The following is a 17,184-nucleotide window of genomic DNA, read 5'->3' on the forward strand; positions in this document are numbered from 1 at the left end:
GCGCGAGCAGCCCGCTCAGACGGACAGGCGCTTGCGGCCCTTGGCGCGGCGCGCGTTGATGACCTTGCGGCCACCGCGCGTCTTCATGCGGACCAGGAAGCCGTGCGTGCGGGCGCGACGAACCTTGGAAGGTTGATAGGTGCGTTTCATGATGAGTCCAGTCCTTGAGGGCCGCGGGCGCGACGGGCGCCGCGGCGATGCCCATGTGCCGGGCGCCGGTTGGCCGGCCACCCAAAGCAAAGCCCGCGACCTGTGCGCAGGGCCGCCGCACCGTCACCCGGCGGCCCCACCCAGGGCGGGCTGATCGCCCGGAAAGCCAAGGGCTATCCGGGAAACCCTCTATTACAGCAAAACCCTCTCCCCCGGTCAACGAAAAGCCCTGAATTCGGCCCCCCTCGCCGCCGAGGCGCGCGGTCGTGCGAACTGTGGATAACTCGCTTGCCGAGCCCCCGGCGAGGGGTAGAATCGCCCGGCTCCAGAAGAAGATTTCCACAAGACGAATGAGCCCCGACCTGTGGCAGCGGTGCTGCGAACGACTCGCCGCCGAGATGCCCGAACAGCAATTCAACACCTGGATCCGCCCCTTGCCGCCCGGCGTCGTCTCGGACGCCGAGCACGGGCCGGTCGTGTCGGTGCGGGTGCCCAACCGCTTCAAGCTCGACTGGATCCGCCATCAGTACGCGCCGCGCATCGAGTCGGTGCTGGCGGATCTGGCGGGCCGCCCGGTGCGCCTGGAGCTCTCGCTCGCCCCGCGCGAGGCGACCCCCGCCCGCCCGGCCCCCTCGGGCAGCACGCCGCAGCCCGGGCTGCAGGGCCTCGCGCTGCACCAGCCCGCCGCTTCGGCGGCCGCGGCCCCTGGGGCGCCCTTCGCGCCGGCGGCGGTGTCGGCCCCGGCTGCGGCGCGCACCGCGGCCGAGCCCAACGCCTACACCCGCAGCCGGCTCAACCCGAGCCTCACCTTCGACACCCTGGTGCCCGGGCGCGCCAACCAGATGGCGCGCACCGCGGCGCTGCACGTCGCGGGCGCCCCGGGGCAGATGTACAACCCGCTCTTCATCTACGGCGGTGTCGGCCTGGGCAAGACGCACCTGATCCACGCGGTGGGCAACGCGCTGCTGGCCGACCGGCCGGACGCGCGCGTGCTCTACCTGCACGCCGAGCAGTTCATCTCCGACGTCGTCAAGAACTACCAGCGCAAGACCTTCGACGAGCTCAAGGCCAAGTACCACCAGCTCGACCTGCTGCTGATCGACGACGTGCAGTTCTTCGCCGGCAAGGACCGCACGCAGGAGGAGTTCTTCAACGCCTTCGAGGCGCTCCTGGCCAAACGCGCGCACATCATCATGACCAGCGACACCTACCCCAAGGGGTTGGTGGACATCGACGAGCGCCTGACCAGCCGCTTCGACTCGGGGCTGACGGTGGCGATCGAGCCGCCCGAGCTCGAGATGCGCGTGGCCATCCTCATCAAGAAGGCCGAGGCCGAGGGCGCGCAGATGCCCGAGGACGTGGCCTTCTTCGTCGCCAAGAACGTGCGCGCCAACGTGCGCGAACTCGAAGGCGCACTGCGCAAGATCCTGGCTTATTCACGGTTTTCCCACAAGGAAATCAACATCCAGCTCGCCCGTGAGGCGCTCAAGGATCTGCTGTCGATCCAGAACCGCCAGATCTCGGTGGAGAACATCCAGAAGACGGTGGCCGACTTCTACAAGATCAAGGTCGCCGACATGTACTCGAAGAAGCGCCCGGCCTCGATCGCGCGGCCGCGCCAGATCGCGATGTACCTGGCCAAGGAGCTGACGCAAAAGAGCCTGCCGGAGATCGGCGAGCTCTTCGGCGGGCGCGACCACACGACGGTGCTGCATGCCGTGCGCAAGATCGGCGGGGAGAGGACCAAGAACACCGAACTGAACCAGCAACTGCACGTGCTGGAGCAGACCCTCAAGGGCTGAGCATTTCCGACTGACCACCCGCGCCGGGCACCGCCCGGCGGCCCCCCACGTGGCCTCGGCCGGGCGCTTTTCGCTCGCCAGCCACGAAGGGCCGAATGCGGTCAAGTGACAAACCTGGGGACAATTTCAGAACAACATGCCGGCTGTCCACAGCGAAAGCGCGAGAACCGAAGTTGTTGTGTGTCGTCCCTCACGACAACCCTGTCGACGTTCACATGGTTGTCACGCAGCTAAATCGTTGAACGCACAAGACAAAATAGCGTTTTCCACACCCAACTGGCCGCTCTACCACGGCTACCAATTCAAGAGGTTGACATGATTGTGTTGAAAGCACCCCAGGAAAAAGTGCTCGGCGCACTGCAGGCGGTCTCCGGCATCGTCGAACGCCGGCACACCCTGCCCATCCTGGCGAACGTGTTGATCCGCAAGACGGGGGCCCAGGTAGAGTTCACGACCAGCGACCTGGAGATCCAGGTGCGCACCACGGTGGAGTTCGAAGGCGACGCCGGCAACTTCAACACCTCGGTCGGCGCGCGCAAGCTCATCGACATCCTGCGCGCGCTGCCTGCCGACCAGACGGTGAGCCTCACCGCCAACCAGAACAAGCTGACGCTGCAAGGCGGCAAGAGCCGGTTCACGCTGCAAACGCTGCCGGCCGAGGACTTTCCGCTCGTGCAGGAGGCGGCGGACTTCGGCCCGACCTTCAGCGTGCCGCAGAAGACGCTCAAGAGCCTGATCGGTCAGGTGCACTTCGCGATGGCGGTGCACGACATCCGCTATTACCTGAACGGCATCCTGTTCGTGGCCGAAGGCAAGCAGCTGACCCTGGTGGCCACCGACGGTCACCGACTCGCGCTGGCGAGTGCGACACTGGACGTGGAGATGCCGCGTCAGGAGGTGATCCTGCCCCGCAAGACGGTGCTGGAGCTGCAGCGCCTGCTCAAGGACGAGGACACCCCGATCGAGATGCGCTTTGCCGGTAACCAGGCCAAGTTCACCTTCAGCGGGATGGAGTTCGTCACCAAGCTGGTCGAGGGCAAGTTCCCCGACTACAACCGCGTGATCCCGAAGAACCACAGGAACAGCGTCACGCTCGGCCGTGCGCCGCTCTTGGCGAGCCTGCAGCGCGCGGCCATCCTGACGAGCGAGAAGTTCAAGGGCGTGCGGCTCAACTTCGAGCCCGGGCTGCTGCGCATCGTCTCCAGCAATGCCGAGCAGGAGGAGGCCAAGGAAGAGCTGGAGATCGACTACACCGGCGAGCCGATCGAAATCGGCTTCAACGTCACGTACCTGGTCGATGCGCTGGCGAACATGAGCCAGGAGATGGTCAAGATCGAACTGCAGGACCCGAACAGCTCTGCGCTCATGACCATTCCCGAGCACGCCGGCTTCAAGTACGTGGTGATGCCGATGAGGATTTGAACGGGCCGCCCCCGACACGGGCAGGCACCTGCCGACGCGGGCCCTACGGTCCGCTCGAGCGTTTTGTAGCGCCGCCGCGGCGATCCCGCGCGCGGCCGTGAGATCGAATCGAGAACGACATGAGCGACCAAGCCAACGAGCAACCCAACCTGCCGCCTTCCGACGGCTACGGCGAGAGCAGCATCCAGATCCTGGAAGGCCTGGAGGCGGTGCGCAAGCGCCCGGGCATGTACATCGGCGACACCTCCGACGGCACGGGCTTGCATCACCTGGTGTTCGAAGTCGTCGACAACTCCATCGACGAGGCGCTGGCCGGCCACTGCGACGACATCGTCGTCACGATCCACACCGACAACTCGATCTCCGTCATCGACAACGGCCGCGGCATTCCCACCGGCGTCAAGATGGACGACAAGCACGACCCCAAGCGCAGCGCGGCCGAGATCGCGCTGACCGAGCTGCACGCGGGCGGCAAGTTCAACCAGAACAGCTACAAGGTCTCGGGCGGCCTGCACGGCGTGGGGGTGAGCTGCGTCAACGCGCTCTCGAAGTGGTTGCGGCTCACGGTGCGCCGCGACGGCAAGGTGCACTTCATGGAGTTCCGCAAAGGCGTGCCGCAGGACCGCATCATCGAGACGCGCGACGGCGCGGCGGTGAGCCCCATGAAGGTCATCGGCGAGACGGACAAGCGCGGCACCGAGGTGCACTTCCTGCCCGATGAGGAGATCTTCTCCAACGTCGACTTCCACTACGACGTGCTGGCCAAGCGGCTGCGCGAGCTCTCGTTCCTGAACAACGGCGTCAAGATCCGCTTGGTGGACGAGCGCAACGCAAAGGAGGACAACTTCGCCTTTGCCGGGGGCGTCAAGGGCTTCGTGGACTTCATCAACCAGGGCAAGAAAGTCCTGCACCCCAACGTGTTCCACGCGGTGGGCGAGAAGGTGAGCGAACAGGGCACGACCATCGGCGTCGAAGTGGCCATGCAGTGGAACGACGGCTACAACGAGAACGTCCTGTGCTTCACCAACAACATCCCGCAGCGCGACGGCGGCACGCATCTGACCGGCCTGCGCGCGGCGATGACACGCGTCATCAACAAGTACATCGAGGACAACGAGCTCGCCAAGAAGGCCAAGGTCGAGATCTCGGGCGACGACATGCGCGAGGGCCTGGCCTGCGTGGTGAGCGTCAAGGTACCGGAGCCCAAGTTCTCGAGCCAGACCAAGGACAAGCTCGTCTCCAGCGAGGTGCGCGGCCCCGTGGAAGAGGTGGTGAGCCAGAAGCTGACCGACTGGCTGCTGGAGAACCCCAACGACGCCAAGATCATCTGCGGCAAGATCGTGGAGGCCGCCCGCGCCCGCGAGGCCGCGCGCAAGGCGCGCGAGATGACGCGCCGCAAAGGCGTGCTCGACGGCCTGGGCCTGCCCGGCAAGCTGGCCGACTGCCAGGAGAAGGATCCGGCGCTGTGCGAGATCTACATCGTCGAGGGCGACTCCGCCGGCGGCTCGGCCAAGCAAGGGCGTGACCGCAAGTTCCAGGCGATTCTGCCGCTGCGCGGCAAGATCCTCAACGTCGAGAAGGCGCGCTACGAGAAGCTGCTGTCGTCCAACGAGATCGTCACGCTCATCACCGCCTTGGGCACCGGCATCGGCAAGGACGACTTCAACCCCGACAAGCTGCGCTATCACCGCATCATCATCATGACCGACGCGGACGTGGACGGCGCCCACATCCGCACGCTGCTGCTCACCTTCTTCTACCGGCAGATGCCCGAGCTGGTCGAGCGCGGCCACATCTACATCGCGCAGCCGCCGCTGTACAAGGTCAAGCATGGCAAGCACGAGCAGTACCTCAAGGACGCGCACGAGCTCGATGCCTTCATGCTCAAGGTGGCGCTCGCCGATGCCGAGCTGCACACCGGCATCGACGGCACCGTGCTCAAGGGCGAGGCCTTCGAGCAGCTGGCGCGGCAGTACGTGCTGGCCGAGAACGTGATCCAGCGGCTGTCGAACTGGATGGACGCCGAGGCCCTGCGCGCGCTGGCCGGCGGCGTGGCAATCAACCTCGACACCCGCGAGCACACCGAGGCCTCCGCCGCCGCTCTCAAGGCCGCGTTGCACGGCGCCGAGGTGGAGGCCGCCTACGACGAGCGCACCGACAAGCACATGCTGCGCATCAGCCGCCGCCACCACGGCAACCTGCGCACCAGCGTCATCAGCGCCGACTTCGTGCACGGCGCCGACTACGAGGTGCTGGCCAAGAGCGCCGAAATGTTCAAGGGCCTGCTCGGCCCCGAGGCCGTCATCAAGAAGGGCGAGGGCGACAAGCAGAAGGAACAGAAGGTCGCGGACTTCCGCCAGGCCATGCAGTGGCTGATGGGCCAGGCCGAAAACAGCGTGAGCCGCCAGCGCTACAAGGGCCTGGGCGAAATGAACCCAGAGCAGCTGTGGGAAACCACGATGGACCCGAACGTGCGGCGTCTCTTGCGCGTGCAGATCGAAGACGCGATCGAGGCGGATCGGGTGTTCACGATGCTGATGGGCGACGAGGTCGAGCCGCGGAGGGACTTCATCGAGAGCAATGCGCTGCGGGCGGCGAATATCGACGTGTGAGGACGTTCAGGCACCGCAGGTCGAGAACGCAGTTGCGACTCTCGCCTGCGTGCCAGGTGGGCTCCTGGCAAAGAGCGCAAGAACGTGCGCGAGCGGCGGCCGGGTTACCGCGCGGTTACCCTTCTAGACTGGGCGGATCGCCTCTTGACGCGCTGTCATGCGCACCCGCCATGGATGTCACGGATCGCACTTCGCTCGCCGCGCAGCGTCAAACGCGGCAATTGGCCTTCGTGCAAGGGGGCGGGCAGTTGCGGCTCGGTTCGCTGGAGGGGCTGCCCTGGCGGGCGGCGGACTTGCAGGGGCTTCGCGGCGACGAGCCCTGGGTGGTGCAGCGGTACGACGGGGGGCTCACGGCCGAGGTGTATGTCCTGCACGATGGCGCGCGGCGGTGGACGCTCAAGCGGGCGCGTCGGCCCGCCCGGGTGCGCAACGTGGATGGCCAGACCTCGTTCCTCAACGAGGTGCAGCGGCGCGTGGATCTGGAGCGGTTGAAGCGGCAGCCGGGCGGTCCGGAGCGCTGGCGGGCGATCGTGGACACGCGGTATGCGTCGTTCCGAGAGGGGTTGATCGTCTCGCCGTGGATCGACGGGGAGCCGGTGGCACAGTGGGGGCCGCGGCAGATCGGGCAGTTGCTCGAGGCGGCCTGTCAGCTGTGGTGCGAGGGCTTGTTCGAATGGGACTACTCGCCGGGCAACATGCTGGACGACGGCCGGCAGGTGTGGCTCTTCGACTTCGGTTACCTGTATGCCTTCGATCCGCGGCGGCAGTTCAACACCGCCGGTCGCGGCGATGACCAGCCGATGTTCCATCCGGCCGAGCGATTCGAGACGCGGGCGTTTTCGGCGTGGCTGCTGCAGGTGCAGGCGCGCGACGGCGAGGCGGCGGCGCTCGCGGCTTTCCGGCTGGAAAAGGAGATCGCGCTGGACGCGTACGGCCGCATGCGGGCGACGATCGCCTCGCGGGGGGCGTGCGCGCAGGTGCTCGACTGGCTGGACGGCGTGCAGGCGCGGTGGCGCCAGGCGCTGCGCGGCGGCGACGCGCAGGCGCTCTTTCTGGCCGAGTCGTGGCGCTCGCATCTGCTGGACGTGGACGACGATCTGAGCGGACAGTCGTGCACGCCGCTGACGCTGCAGCGCCTGGCTTGGCTGTGCGAGGCGGTGGAGCAGCGCCACGCCGACCTGCGGGCCGCGGGTGCCTTGTTCTGGGGCGACGAGCACAAGAGCCGCGCACGCTTGGCGCAGGAGCTGGCCGAGCGGCACGCGCGGGCGCTCGCGTATCAGCTGTAGCGCGCGACGCTTCAGCCGACGTGCATGCGCCAGCCGCGCACGTTGGCGATCACGGCGAGCAGTTCGGCCGGCTCGACCGGCTTGGCCACGTGCATCTGGAAGCCCTGCGACAGCGCTTTCATGCGGTCTTCCACCCGCGCGTAGGCGGTGAGCGCGACGGCGGGCACGGGCGGCTTGCCGGCGGCGCGCTCTTCGTTGCGCAGGGCTTCGATGAACTGGTAGCCGTCGCGGCCGGGCATGCCGATGTCGCTGACGATCACATCGAACGGCAGTCCGCGCGCGAGCACGAGGCCGTCGTCGGCCGAGGCGGCGCTTTCGACCTCGGCGCCGGCCGCGGCGATGACGGCGGCCAGCAGGTCGCGCGCGTCCTCGTCGTCCTCGACGAGCAGCACGCGGCAGCCCTCGAGCGAGAACTTGCGCAGCTCGCCGGCGGGCACGGTGCTCTGCGCGGTGGGATGCACGCGGGCGGCCGGCGCGCTTTCGGCGCGCAGCGGTGCCAGCGGCAGGTGGATGTGGAACGTGGCGCCCTGGCCGAGGCCCGCGCTTTCGGCGCCGACGGTGCCGCCGTGCATCTCGACCAGTTGTCGCACGATGGCCAAGCCGAGCCCCAGGCCGCCGTGGTAGCGGGTGGTGCCGGCGTCGGCCTGGCTGAAGCGCTCGAAGATGCGGGGCAGGAACTCGGGCTCGATGCCCGCGCCGTTGTCTTGCACGACGATCTCGATGTGCGAGTTGACGCGCTGCACCGTCACCTGCACGCGCCCGCCCTTGGGCGTGAACTTGACGGCGTTGGAGACGAGGTTCCAGACGATTTGCTGCAGGCGTTCGGGGTCGCCCGAGATCGGGCCGGCGCGCGGATCGATCAGCAGTTGCAGCCGGATGTCCTTGGCGATGGCGGCCGGGCGCACGGCGTCGACGGCCGCCTCGATGGCCTGGGCGGGGTTGAACACCTGCACGTTCAGGCGCAGCTTGCCGCTGGCGATGCGCGAGATGTCGAGCAGGTCCTCGACGATCTGCGCCTGGGCGCGGGCGTTGCGATCGATGGTCTGCACGGCCCGCTCGACCATGTCGGCCGGCAGTTTGCCGCTGGCGAGCATCTTGGTCCACCCGAGGATGGAGGTCAGCGGCGTGCGCAGCTCGTGCGAGACGGTGGCGAGGAACTGATCCTTCAGGCGGTTGGCTTCCTGGGCCTGGCGGTACAGCCGTTCCTTCTCGGCGGCTTCCTGCTCGGCGCGGGCGCGCGCTTGCTGGGCCTCCTCGAGCAGTCGCGCCTTGTGCAGGCCCAGCGCTGCTTGGGCGGCCAGGGTTTCGACCACGCGCTCGTGTTCCTCGGTGAACACGCCGGGCGCGCAGTGGCCGAAGAACAGCCCGCCCACCACCGTGCCGTCGCCCAGCTTGACCGGCACGGCGAGGTAGCTGCGCACCGGCAGATGGCCGGGGGGCAGGCCGTGGTGGGGGCCCATCTGGCCGTAGCGCGGGTCTTGCAGCACGTCGGCGCAGCGCACGGTGCCCTCGCCGCGGAACGTGGGCGCGAACAGCGGGGTGCTGCGCGGCATCTCGAAACCGGCGAAGGCCTCGCGTGGGGCGCCCGAGAGCGTGTAGAGCATGTAGCCGTCGCCGGGCGCATCGTGCACGTTGTAGAAGAACGCGCCGAACTCGGCGCCGGTGAGCTCGGTGGCCGCGTCGGTGATCGCCTGCACCATCTGCTCGAGCTGCATTTCCTGCAGGATGATCATGCCCAGGCGGTGCAGCGCGTCGCGTTCGGCTTCCTGGCGTTTGCGGGCCGAGATGTCCTGCACCTCGATGACGGTGCCCACCACCTTGCCGTCGCGCCGGATGGGGCTGGCGGTGAACGCGACCGGGTAGAAATGCCCGTCCTTGTGCACGAACACTTCCTCGCCCTGCTGCTGGTTGTCGGCCGGCGCGGCGCGGTCGATCGGGCATTCCTCGATCGGGTAGTACGAGCCGTCGGGCCGATGGTGGTGAACGAACTCGTGCAAGGGGCGGCCCTGCACTTCGTCCAGCGTGTAGCCGGTCAGCAGCTCCGCCGAGCGGTTCATGTAGACGCAGTGCTGGCGGGCATCCATCACGAACAGCGCCACGGTGGCGTTTTCGCAGACGTCTTGCAGCGGGTTCAGAGGCGAGCTGAAAGGCATGGGGGCGTCACGGACCTGCGCCGCCGGCCCGCGCCGGGCGGCGGAGACCGAGCGATGTTACGCCGGTCGGCGCACCGGTGCGTAACCGGCCGCCGCCGGCACGAAAGCCCGCATGAAAAGGCCCGGCATGCGGCGCACTGCCCGCAGCGCCGACCGCGGCCTGCGGCGGCTAGCGCCAGCGCAGCAGCAGCGGCCCGGCCCCGGCGCCTACGGCGATGGCCAGCGCGATGCCCAGCGTGTACCACACCGCCACGAAGGCGGGCGAGCCCTCGGTGCACGCGACCGCATAGCCGGCCGCGGCGGCGGCCCCGGCCCACAGCCCGGCGGCGGCGCCGGCCTGCGCCAGCCGCGTGGGCGCGAAGCGGCGCAGCACCGCCAGCGCCAGCGCCAGCAGCGGCAGCGCCAGCCCCACGATGGCCACCGGGCACAGCGCCCAGGAGTGACCGAGCACCCGCTCGGGCACCGAGCCGGCACCCGGCCCCACGAGCGAGGCCAGGCCCCAGGCCCCCATCGCGGCCGCCACGGCGATCGCCGCGCGCCACCAGCGCCGCGCATCGCCCAGCGGCGCGGCCAGGCGGGCGCTGGCGGCCACACCCAGCGCCAACAGTGCGCCCGCGTAGGCCAGCTTCATCCACGGGGCCGGCGAGTGCCACATCGGCGCCGGGATCGCCCCCCACAGCGCGACGGCCACCGCCGCGGCGCCCAGGGCGGCGGCCACCGCCAGCGGCGCCAGCGCACGGCCCGGGCGCTGCAGGCGCGCGGGGCCCGCGCCGCGCGCCAGCCGATCGATCAGTTCCTCGGTGCTCATCGCGTCCTCACCTTCCTCGCTCTTTCACCCACGCGGCCAGCCGCTTCAACCCGCGGTGGACCTGCACCTTGATCGCCGATTCGGTCGCGCCCGCGCGCAGGGCCGCCTCGGCCACCGAGAGCCCCTCGACCTTGGTCAGCACGATGGCCTGCCGCTGCGCCGGCGGCAGCCCGTCCATCAGGCGCGCCAGGTCGCGCTGGGCGGGCGACGCGTCCTCGGGGGCCGGCCAGGCGTCCTCGTCCAGCTCTTGCCACGAGACCTGCCGGCCGGACCGCCGCGCGTGGGCGCGCCAGGCATCGGCCAGCTTGTGGCGCGCGATGGCCAACGCCCAGGCCTCCACCGGCCAGGCCGGGTCGTAGCTGCCGCGCTTGAGGTGCAAGGCCAGCAAGGTCTCTTGCACCAGGTCTTCCGCCTCGTCGGCCGCCGGGCCCAGGCGCCGCCGAAAGTACCGCCGCAACCGGCCGGCCAGATGGGTGAGCGCCTGCCGGTAGGCCGCTTCGTCGCCGGCCTGCGCTTGCAGCCACCAGGCCCGCAGCGCGGGGTCGCCGTCGGCGGGGGGCATGTCGGCGGGCGGGTCGGGCGCGGGCTCGTCCATCGTGCGCAGTGTGTGGCCGCCGCCGCCGTTCGACCAGAGGGCCCCGCCCGGACAGGCGCGCGCGGTCATCGCAGGCGCCTCGCGATCCACGCGTCCACCGACCAGCGGCCGGGCCCGCGGGCCATCAGCCCCAGCAACACCGCGGCCCACACGCCGTGGGTCGGGTAGGCGCCGGGATACACCCACAGCTGGATCACCACCGTCATGCCCAGCAGCCCCAGGGCGGCCAGCCGCGTGCCCAGCCCCAGCAGCACCAGGGCCGGCAGCAGGTGCTCGGCCCAGGCCGCCATCACGGCCCAGGTGTGCGGCTCCCACAGCGGCAGCCGGTACTCGTCGCGGAACAGGTCCACCGCCTGCGGCGCCAGCCGCGGCCAGCCCCATTGCAGGTGCGCTTCGACGAGGTCCAGCGCAAAGCCCTCCACCTTCGTCTGACCGGAGCGCCAGAACACCGCGGCGATCGAGAACCGGCCGAGCAGCGCAATGGCCGACTCCGGCAGCGCGGACCACAGGCGCTGCAGGCGCCGGTCCAGCGCCGCGGCCGTGCGGCGCCAGCGGCCGGTCGGCGCGGGCTTCATCGCCACCCCCAGGGGCCCTCGGCCGGGCCGTCGTCCAGGCCCGCGAACACGCCGTGGACCAGCAAGGTGGCCAGGGCGCGGGCCAGGTCGCCCGGGTCCATCGCGTGGGCGGCGTCGCCCAGGCGGTCCGCGCGCAGGAGCCGCCGCAGCAGCCGCGCCTCGTGCGGCGTCAGCACGTGCACCGGCACCTGGTCGTCGCGCCGCAGCACCAGCGCGGCCTGCGGTTGCCACAGCGGCACGCGGGCCAGCGCGTCGGCGTCGGCGCCTTGCGAGTGCGCCAGCCACAGCGACGCCACGCCATGGCGCGATTCGATCAGCGACACGCTCGGATGCACCCGCAAGCGCAGCCGGCCCAGGCGCTCGGGCCGGGCCAGACAGTCGGCCAGCGCGCTGGCGGCCAGCGTCGGCGCCTCCGCGGCATGGAAGGCGCGCACCCGCGCCCGCTCGAGCCGGGCCACGTCGGGGACGTACGGCACCCCCGCCTGGACCGCCCACGGCTCCAGCATGTCGGCGAACGCACCGCCCCACTCGGTGAGCACCGGCGAAGCCGGCGGGTGCTCGCGCAGGTGATCGCGCGCCAGCGTGGCGAAGCAGTCCTCGCCCACCAGCTGGCGCACCACCGGAAAGCCTTCGGCCAGCGCCTCGATCAGCGAGGCGTGGACGTTGCGCCGGTACACGTCGAAGCGAAACGCCAGGTCGGCGCCGGGCGCCGCACGACACCACCCGTCGGGCAGCGGCTGCCCGGGCTGCATCAGCAGGGCGGCGAAGCGGTCGATGTCGTTCATGCCGGCCCCTCCGATCGCAAGGCAGGCGCGCCCCGGGTGCCCGTGCCGCCGGCCGGGGCGGCGACCGTCGACGGCGCGACGTGCGCCAGCAGCCCGGCGGCACGCCGCACCTCGCGCTCCAGTTCGCTCAACGGCGGCAGCCGGCGGTCCCGCTCGATCAAGGTCGGGCGCGGCCCGGTGCGGGCGAGCACGTGCGCGTACAGGCGCCAGACCGCCTCGTCGATGGGCGCGCCGTGCGTGTCCACCAGCAGCGGCCGACCGCACGGATCGACCACGGCCTCGCACCCGGCCAGATGGATCTCGCCCACCGCCTGCAGCGGCCACGCCTCCAGCCACGCCTGGGGATCGGCGCCCTGGTTGTGCGCGCTGACCCAGACGTTGGTCACGTCCAGCAGCAGGCCGCAGCCGGTGCGGCGCACCACCTCGGCCAGGAACTCGCCCTCGTCCAGGGTCGACGAGGACAGCCGCAGGTAGGTGCTCGGGTTCTCCAGCAAGAGGCGTCGTTTCAACACGGTTTGCACGCGGTCCACGTGCCGGCACACGCGTTCGAGCGTCGGGCGGTCGTAAGGCAGCGGCAGCAGGTCGTTGAAGCAGCGGCCCTGGTGGCGCGACCACGCCAGGTGCTCGGAGACCCAGCGCGGCTCGAAGCGGCGCACCAGCTCGGCCAGCCGGGCCAGGTGCGGCTCGTCGAGCGACTCGCCGCCCACGGACAGGCCCACCCCGTGCAACGACAGCTCGTAGCGGGCACGCACCGCGGTCAGCTGCCGCAGCATCGGGCCGCCGGCGACCATGTAGTTCTCCGCATGGACTTCGACGAACCCGGCCGCGCAGCCGGTGTCCAGCACCTGCGGCAGGTGGGGCGTTCTCAGGCCCAGGCCGGCCAGTGCCAGCCCGGGCGGCGCGGCGGCATGCATCGCGGGGCGGCGGCCGTCAGCCTTGGCGTTCCTGGAAGGGCTTGAGCTGCCCGTGACCGGTGTTCGACGTCTTGGACGGCGTCTTCTCGCAGGTGCCTTTGGGCACGTACGACCAGGCGTTGCCCTGGTGATCGCGCACCGAGGTGCCGGCGCAGGTCGTGCCGGGGCCCGCCGCGCAGTCGTTCTTGCCCTTCATCGCGACGCCGTAGCACTTTTCCTTCTCGCCGGCGCCGACGTTGGCCTTCGAATCGCCTTGCGCCTGCGCCAGTTGCAGCGCGGCCCCGAGGGCCAGGGCGAGGGTGGCGCAGGTGGCAGCGCCGGGGCGGGGGTGGGTCATGACGAACTCCTTGGGGGTGGGTGAACCGCAAACCAGGGCCGACACGGCGGCCCTTGCTGGCTATTCGCTCCACGGGCCCGATCGGTTACAGCGGTGCCGGCCCTCCTCGCTCACCACCCGCCACGCCACTGCGAGGCGAACCCCGAGGTGGCCGAGGCGCCCCCCAGGGCGGGCAGACGCTCTTGACAAGCGCCGGGCCCGCCGGGGTAGCATGCCCCACCCGTGTCCGCCCACACCGTCTTTCGATCATGAGCCGTCGGGCCTCGACGGCCGAAGTTCATTCGCATCGGAGACGTGGCAGAGCGGTCGATTGCAGCGGGCTTGAACCCCGCAGCGCCTTCCCGGGCGCCGTGAGTTCGAATCTCACCGTCTCCGCCATGCCAGGAGACCTCAGCACGAATCTACCCCCGCCGTGCTTGGCTGGTGCCTGAGCTGCTGAGACCCTATCGCCCTTGAAGCAACACGGCCTGGGCCTGGGGATGACGGCCCAGCGCAGGCGGCGCCGCGAGTCTCTCCCGGAACACGGTTTGCCCCTGCCCTGGCGGGAGAACCTTGCCCCCGAGGTCGTCTCTCCCGAGCTCTTCCGTGGCGCCCGCACCGGATGGCGGGGTCCCCTCGCCGCAGGGGCGTGGCGGAGGAGCGTGTCACCCCTTCTTTGCTTCAGTGAGGAGACTGCGCCATGGCTCACGAGACCTATGCTTCGTGCATTGCGGCCTGCAATGCGTGCGCCGACGCCTGCGACCACTGCGCCACTGCCTGCCTGCAGGAAAACGACGTGAAGATGATGGCCCGGTGCATTGCGCTGGACATCGACTGCGCGGCGATCTGCCGCTTGGCCGCGGGCGCGATGGCGCGCGGCAGCGAGAACGCGAAGGCGATCTGCGCCTTGTGTGCCGACATCTGCCAACGTTGCGGCGACGAGTGCGCCCAGCACAAGCACGATCACTGCCAGCAATGCGCGCAGGCGTGCCGTCGCTGTGCCGAGGAGTGCCGCCGCATGGCGGCGATGTGAGGGCGGCCGCGAGCCGGCCCGTCCGCTGCACGAGGGACGGACGGAACAGGGCTCGTGCCCCTGCGCAAGAAAAAGCCCGGCATGGCGCCGGGCCTTCTGTCGGGACCTGACCGTGGGCGTCAGTTGCGGTCGGCGCGCGGGGCGCGGGTGCCGGTGTCCACGTCCACCGCGCCTCGCGCGTTGCGGCCGACGTCCACATCCACGCCCGGCACGCCGCGGTCGCGCTCGGTGCGGGTGTCACGGTTGACGTCCACGTCCACGGCGCCACGGGCGTTGCGGCCGGCGTCCACGTCCACGCCCGGCACACCGCGCTGCATCTCGGACTGCGAGGTGCGTTCGTCGGTGTTGGCCGTCTGCGCGAAGGTCGCGCCGGAAAGGGCCATCAGGGACGCCGCGGCCGCGGCGATGCTCATGCGGATCTTGCTCATGTCGATCTCCTGTCGGATTGCGTTGGGGTCAATGTCGACCGGGGCATCCCGGCTGGCGGGTTGGCGGCCGTACCCGCAATCCGGCAACGCCTGTTCCCAAGGGGGGTTCGCCCATGTCGGGCAGCCGCCCGTGGCGCTGTCGGACAGAGCTGACACGCCCGGCGCGATGGCGCCCGGCACGCGGCTTGCCGTGGCTTGCGCAGCCCTCCAGGAGCCCGCCATGAGCACTGCACGTGATGCTGCCGAGAACCCGCATTCGCAGGCCGAGATCGATGTGAACGACAAGGCGGCCGTCGAGCGGTGGAGCCAGGCGCTCGGCGTGCCGGACTCCGCCCTCCTCAAGGCGGTGCAGGAGGTCGGCCCGCGCATCGACAAGATCAAGGACTACCTGGGCGCAGGCGGCATGGCGGGCGATCAGGAAGACGGCTGAAGCCGCACGCCTCGGGTCACGAGGCGTTCACGCTGGCGGCCCAGGCTGTCGCCGCCCTTCTTCTCACAGGCTCACCCCCCAGAGGCTCGACCCATGCAAGAACGACCGCACTCCTTGCTCGCAGACGCTTCGAGGCGTCGTTTCATCCGTGACCTCGCCGTCGGTGGAGTGGCCCTGGGCAGCGGCTTGGGCCTGGCCGGTTGTGGCGGCGGCGATGACGACGATGACCGCGGGACGACCGTCACCTTCGTCCACGGCGTGGCCAGCGGCGACCCCTTGGCCGACCGCGTGATCCTCTGGACGCGGGCCACGCCTTCACGCGAGGAGACCTTGCGCGTGCGCTGGGAGGTGGCGACGGACGCGGGTTTCTCGCAGCTGGTCGCCAGCGGCGAGGCGACCACCAGCGCCGCGGCCGACTACACCGTGAAGGTCGATGCCACCGGGTTGCAGCCGGGCCGGTCGTACTTCTACCGCTTTCGGCACGGCGAGGCGGTCTCGCCGGTGGGGCGCACGCGCACGCTGCCCACCGGCGCGGTGGAGCGGGTGCGCATGGCGGTGTTCTCGTGCTCCAACTACCCTGCGGGCTACTTCAACGTCTATGCGGCCGCGGCGCAGATGGGCGACCTCGACGTCGCGGTGCACCTGGGCGACTACATCTACGAGTTCGAGCGCGGCGGCTACGCGGACCAGAACGCGGCGCAGCTGGGGCGCGAGTCGCAACCGGCCACCGAGCTCGTGACGCTGGCCGACTACCGCACCCGGCACGCGCAGTACAAGACCGACCCGGACTTGCAGGCCCTGCATGCGGCGGTGCCGATGATCGCCGTGTGGGACGACCACGAAGTGGCCGACAACGCCTGGAAGCAGGGCGCCGCGAACCATCAGCCCGCCACCGAGGGCGATTTCGTGCAACGCCGCGCGGCGGCCTTGCAGGCGTACTACGAATGGATGCCGGTGCGCGCGCCGGACCCGGCGAACCCGCTGCGCATCTATCGCTCCTTCGACTTCGGCAACCTGCTGTCGCTGCACATGCTCGACACCCGGCTCATCGGGCGCGACGAGCCGCGGGACCTCATGAGCTACGTGCGCGCAGACGGCAGCTTCGACCAGGCGCGCTTCCAGGCCGAAGTGGGCGCGGCCGACCGCCAGCTGCTGGGCGCCGAGCAGGCGGCGTGGTTGCAGCAGCGATTGCAGTCGTCCACGGCCACATGGCAGGTGCTGGGCCAGCAGGTGCTCATGGGTCGCATGGAGGTGCCGGCGCCCGTGCTGTTGAACTTGCGCACCGGCGGGCAGATGGGCGTGTCGCTGCAAGACTACCTTGCCTTGCTCGCCAAGCAGCAGACCGATCCCTCGAGCCTCACGCCCGAGGAGCTGGCGGTGCTCGAGCAACCCGCCCTGCCCTACAACCTCGATGCCTGGGACGGCTATCCGGCCCAGCGCGAAGCGGTGTTCGAGGTGGCCCGCGGGGCCGACAAGAACCTCGTGGTGCTGGCGGGCGACACGCACAACGCGTGGGCGAGCGACCTCGCCACGCAGGCCGGCGCGGCCGTGGGCGTGGAGTTCGCCACCTCGTCCGTCAGTTCGCCGGGCTTCGAGGCCTACCTGCCGTCGGTGCTCCCGGCCACGCTGGCCCCGGCGCTGGAGGCGCTGATCGACCCGCTCCGGTACGCCGAGACGAGCCGCCGCGGCTTCATGGTCGTGACGGCGACGCCGGCCGAATGCCGGGCGGACTGGTACTTCGTCGACACCATTGCCGCGCGCAGCGCCGCCGCGAGCCTCGACAAGAGCCTCAAGGTGTTGCCGGGCGCATCGAACCGCAAGGTCGTCGACGTCTAAGGCCCGGCGCCCGGCCGCCCGTAGCCGGGCCGTGACCCC

16 protein-coding genes and 1 tRNA gene are annotated in these 17,184 nt (G+C 70.2%); 8 read left to right on the forward strand and 9 right to left on the reverse strand.

Annotation, left to right across the window (positions count from 1 at the left end):
* Positions 1–15: 15 nt before the first annotated feature.
* Positions 16–150 carry a 50S ribosomal protein L34 gene (rpmH, locus tag OMP39_RS00005; RefSeq protein ID WP_264892754.1) on the reverse strand — a complete coding sequence of 45 codons (135 nt, stop codon included), beginning with the start codon at positions 148–150 and terminating at the stop codon, positions 16–18.
* Between the two features lie 350 nt (positions 151–500).
* On the opposite strand from rpmH, the gene dnaA reads away from it, so the two are divergent.
* From dnaA to OMP39_RS00025, 4 genes are all read left to right on the forward strand, one after another.
* A complete protein-coding gene (dnaA, locus tag OMP39_RS00010) occupies positions 501–1,952 on the forward strand; it encodes a chromosomal replication initiator protein DnaA (RefSeq protein WP_264892756.1) in 1,452 nt (483 codons plus the stop codon).
* A 315-nt stretch (positions 1,953–2,267) separates the two neighbouring features.
* Entirely contained in the window at positions 2,268–3,374 is a 1,107-nt protein-coding gene (gene dnaN, locus OMP39_RS00015; protein WP_264892759.1) for a DNA polymerase III subunit beta, read from the forward strand.
* 119 nt (positions 3,375–3,493) lie between these two features.
* Positions 3,494–5,986 carry a DNA topoisomerase (ATP-hydrolyzing) subunit B gene (gene gyrB / locus OMP39_RS00020; protein ID WP_264892761.1) on the forward strand — a complete coding sequence of 831 codons (2,493 nt, stop codon included), beginning with the start codon at positions 3,494–3,496 and terminating at the stop codon, positions 5,984–5,986.
* Between the two features lie 170 nt (positions 5,987–6,156).
* Positions 6,157–7,272, forward strand: a complete 1,116-nt coding sequence (locus OMP39_RS00025) for a protein kinase family protein (protein WP_264892763.1) — start codon at positions 6,157–6,159, stop codon at positions 7,270–7,272.
* A gap of 11 nt (positions 7,273–7,283) precedes the next feature.
* Here the strand turns inward: OMP39_RS00025 and OMP39_RS00030 are convergent, their stop codons facing one another.
* The 7 genes from OMP39_RS00030 to OMP39_RS00060 form a co-directional block, all read right to left on the reverse strand.
* Positions 7,284–9,425: a hybrid sensor histidine kinase/response regulator gene (locus OMP39_RS00030; RefSeq protein WP_264892766.1), complete on the reverse strand. Its 2,142-nt coding sequence runs from the start codon at positions 9,423–9,425 to the stop codon at positions 7,284–7,286.
* Between the two features lie 169 nt (positions 9,426–9,594).
* The gene (locus OMP39_RS00035; RefSeq protein ID WP_264892768.1) at positions 9,595–10,233 is read right to left on the reverse strand and encodes a DUF1109 domain-containing protein; all 639 of its coding nucleotides are present in this window, start codon (positions 10,231–10,233) and stop codon (positions 9,595–9,597) included.
* A gap of 7 nt (positions 10,234–10,240) precedes the next feature.
* Entirely contained in the window at positions 10,241–10,897 is a 657-nt protein-coding gene (locus OMP39_RS00040) for a sigma-70 family RNA polymerase sigma factor (RefSeq protein WP_264892770.1), read from the reverse strand.
* Positions 10,894–11,403, reverse strand: a complete 510-nt coding sequence (locus tag OMP39_RS00045; RefSeq protein ID WP_264892772.1) for a DoxX family protein — start codon at positions 11,401–11,403, stop codon at positions 10,894–10,896. The genes OMP39_RS00040 and OMP39_RS00045 overlap by 4 nt, the downstream gene beginning before the upstream one ends.
* Positions 11,400–12,188: an HvfC/BufC N-terminal domain-containing protein gene (locus OMP39_RS00050; RefSeq protein WP_264892774.1), complete on the reverse strand. Its 789-nt coding sequence runs from the start codon at positions 12,186–12,188 to the stop codon at positions 11,400–11,402. Before OMP39_RS00050 ends, OMP39_RS00045 begins: the two co-directional genes overlap by 4 nt.
* Entirely contained in the window at positions 12,185–13,102 is a 918-nt protein-coding gene (bufB, locus tag OMP39_RS00055; RefSeq protein WP_264892776.1) for an MNIO family bufferin maturase, read from the reverse strand. Before bufB ends, OMP39_RS00050 begins: the two co-directional genes overlap by 4 nt.
* A 16-nt stretch (positions 13,103–13,118) precedes the next feature.
* Positions 13,119–13,439: a BufA1 family periplasmic bufferin-type metallophore gene (locus OMP39_RS00060; protein ID WP_264892778.1), complete on the reverse strand. Its 321-nt coding sequence runs from the start codon at positions 13,437–13,439 to the stop codon at positions 13,119–13,121.
* A gap of 288 nt (positions 13,440–13,727) precedes the next feature.
* Between OMP39_RS00060 and OMP39_RS00065 the strand changes: the two genes are divergently transcribed.
* Both OMP39_RS00065 and OMP39_RS00075 read left to right on the forward strand, forming a co-directional pair.
* Positions 13,728–13,817 (forward strand) — tRNA-Ser (locus OMP39_RS00065).
* A 301-nt stretch (positions 13,818–14,118) separates the two neighbouring features.
* A complete protein-coding gene (locus tag OMP39_RS00075) occupies positions 14,119–14,451 on the forward strand; it encodes a four-helix bundle copper-binding protein (protein WP_264892780.1) in 333 nt (110 codons plus the stop codon).
* A gap of 119 nt (positions 14,452–14,570) precedes the next feature.
* Here the strand turns inward: OMP39_RS00075 and OMP39_RS00080 are convergent, their stop codons facing one another.
* Complete coding sequence (locus tag OMP39_RS00080; protein WP_264892782.1) at positions 14,571–14,879, reverse strand: hypothetical protein; 309 nt, start codon at positions 14,877–14,879, stop codon at positions 14,571–14,573.
* Positions 14,880–15,099: 220 nt separating this feature from the next.
* Between OMP39_RS00080 and OMP39_RS00085 the strand changes: the two genes are divergently transcribed.
* Together OMP39_RS00085 and OMP39_RS00090 are read left to right on the forward strand one after the other, a co-directional pair.
* A complete protein-coding gene (locus OMP39_RS00085) occupies positions 15,100–15,309 on the forward strand; it encodes a DUF3606 domain-containing protein (RefSeq protein ID WP_264892784.1) in 210 nt (69 codons plus the stop codon).
* 93 nt (positions 15,310–15,402) lie between these two features.
* On the forward strand, positions 15,403–17,145 hold the full coding sequence (locus OMP39_RS00090) for an alkaline phosphatase D family protein (protein ID WP_264892786.1): 1,743 nt from the start codon (positions 15,403–15,405) through the stop codon (positions 17,143–17,145).
* The last annotated feature ends 39 nt before the right edge of the window (positions 17,146–17,184 follow it).

It is taken from the genome of Schlegelella aquatica, assembly GCF_026013905.1.
In the GTDB taxonomy this organism is placed as follows: Bacteria; Pseudomonadota; Gammaproteobacteria; order Burkholderiales; family Burkholderiaceae_C; genus Caldimonas; species Caldimonas aquatica.

Coding starts and splice junctions, on each gene's coding strand:
- rpmH (WP_264892754.1), bottom strand. CDS start 150: ATGAAACGCACCTATCAACCTTCCAAGGTTCGTCGCGCCCGCACGCAC.
- dnaA (WP_264892756.1), top strand. CDS start 501: ATGAGCCCCGACCTGTGGCAGCGGTGCTGCGAACGACTCGCCGCCGAG.
- dnaN (WP_264892759.1), top strand. CDS start 2,268: ATGATTGTGTTGAAAGCACCCCAGGAAAAAGTGCTCGGCGCACTGCAG.
- gyrB (WP_264892761.1), top strand. CDS start 3,494: ATGAGCGACCAAGCCAACGAGCAACCCAACCTGCCGCCTTCCGACGGC.
- OMP39_RS00025 (WP_264892763.1), top strand. CDS start 6,157: ATGGATGTCACGGATCGCACTTCGCTCGCCGCGCAGCGTCAAACGCGG.
- OMP39_RS00030 (WP_264892766.1), bottom strand. CDS start 9,425: ATGCCTTTCAGCTCGCCTCTGAACCCGCTGCAAGACGTCTGCGAAAAC.
- OMP39_RS00035 (WP_264892768.1), bottom strand. CDS start 10,233: ATGAGCACCGAGGAACTGATCGATCGGCTGGCGCGCGGCGCGGGCCCC.
- OMP39_RS00040 (WP_264892770.1), bottom strand. CDS start 10,897: ATGACCGCGCGCGCCTGTCCGGGCGGGGCCCTCTGGTCGAACGGCGGC.
- OMP39_RS00045 (WP_264892772.1), bottom strand. CDS start 11,403: ATGAAGCCCGCGCCGACCGGCCGCTGGCGCCGCACGGCCGCGGCGCTG.
- OMP39_RS00050 (WP_264892774.1), bottom strand. CDS start 12,188: ATGAACGACATCGACCGCTTCGCCGCCCTGCTGATGCAGCCCGGGCAG.
- bufB (WP_264892776.1), bottom strand. CDS start 13,102: ATGCATGCCGCCGCGCCGCCCGGGCTGGCACTGGCCGGCCTGGGCCTG.
- OMP39_RS00060 (WP_264892778.1), bottom strand. CDS start 13,439: ATGACCCACCCCCGCCCCGGCGCTGCCACCTGCGCCACCCTCGCCCTG.
- OMP39_RS00075 (WP_264892780.1), top strand. CDS start 14,119: ATGGCTCACGAGACCTATGCTTCGTGCATTGCGGCCTGCAATGCGTGC.
- OMP39_RS00080 (WP_264892782.1), bottom strand. CDS start 14,879: ATGAGCAAGATCCGCATGAGCATCGCCGCGGCCGCGGCGTCCCTGATG.
- OMP39_RS00085 (WP_264892784.1), top strand. CDS start 15,100: ATGAGCACTGCACGTGATGCTGCCGAGAACCCGCATTCGCAGGCCGAG.
- OMP39_RS00090 (WP_264892786.1), top strand. CDS start 15,403: ATGCAAGAACGACCGCACTCCTTGCTCGCAGACGCTTCGAGGCGTCGT.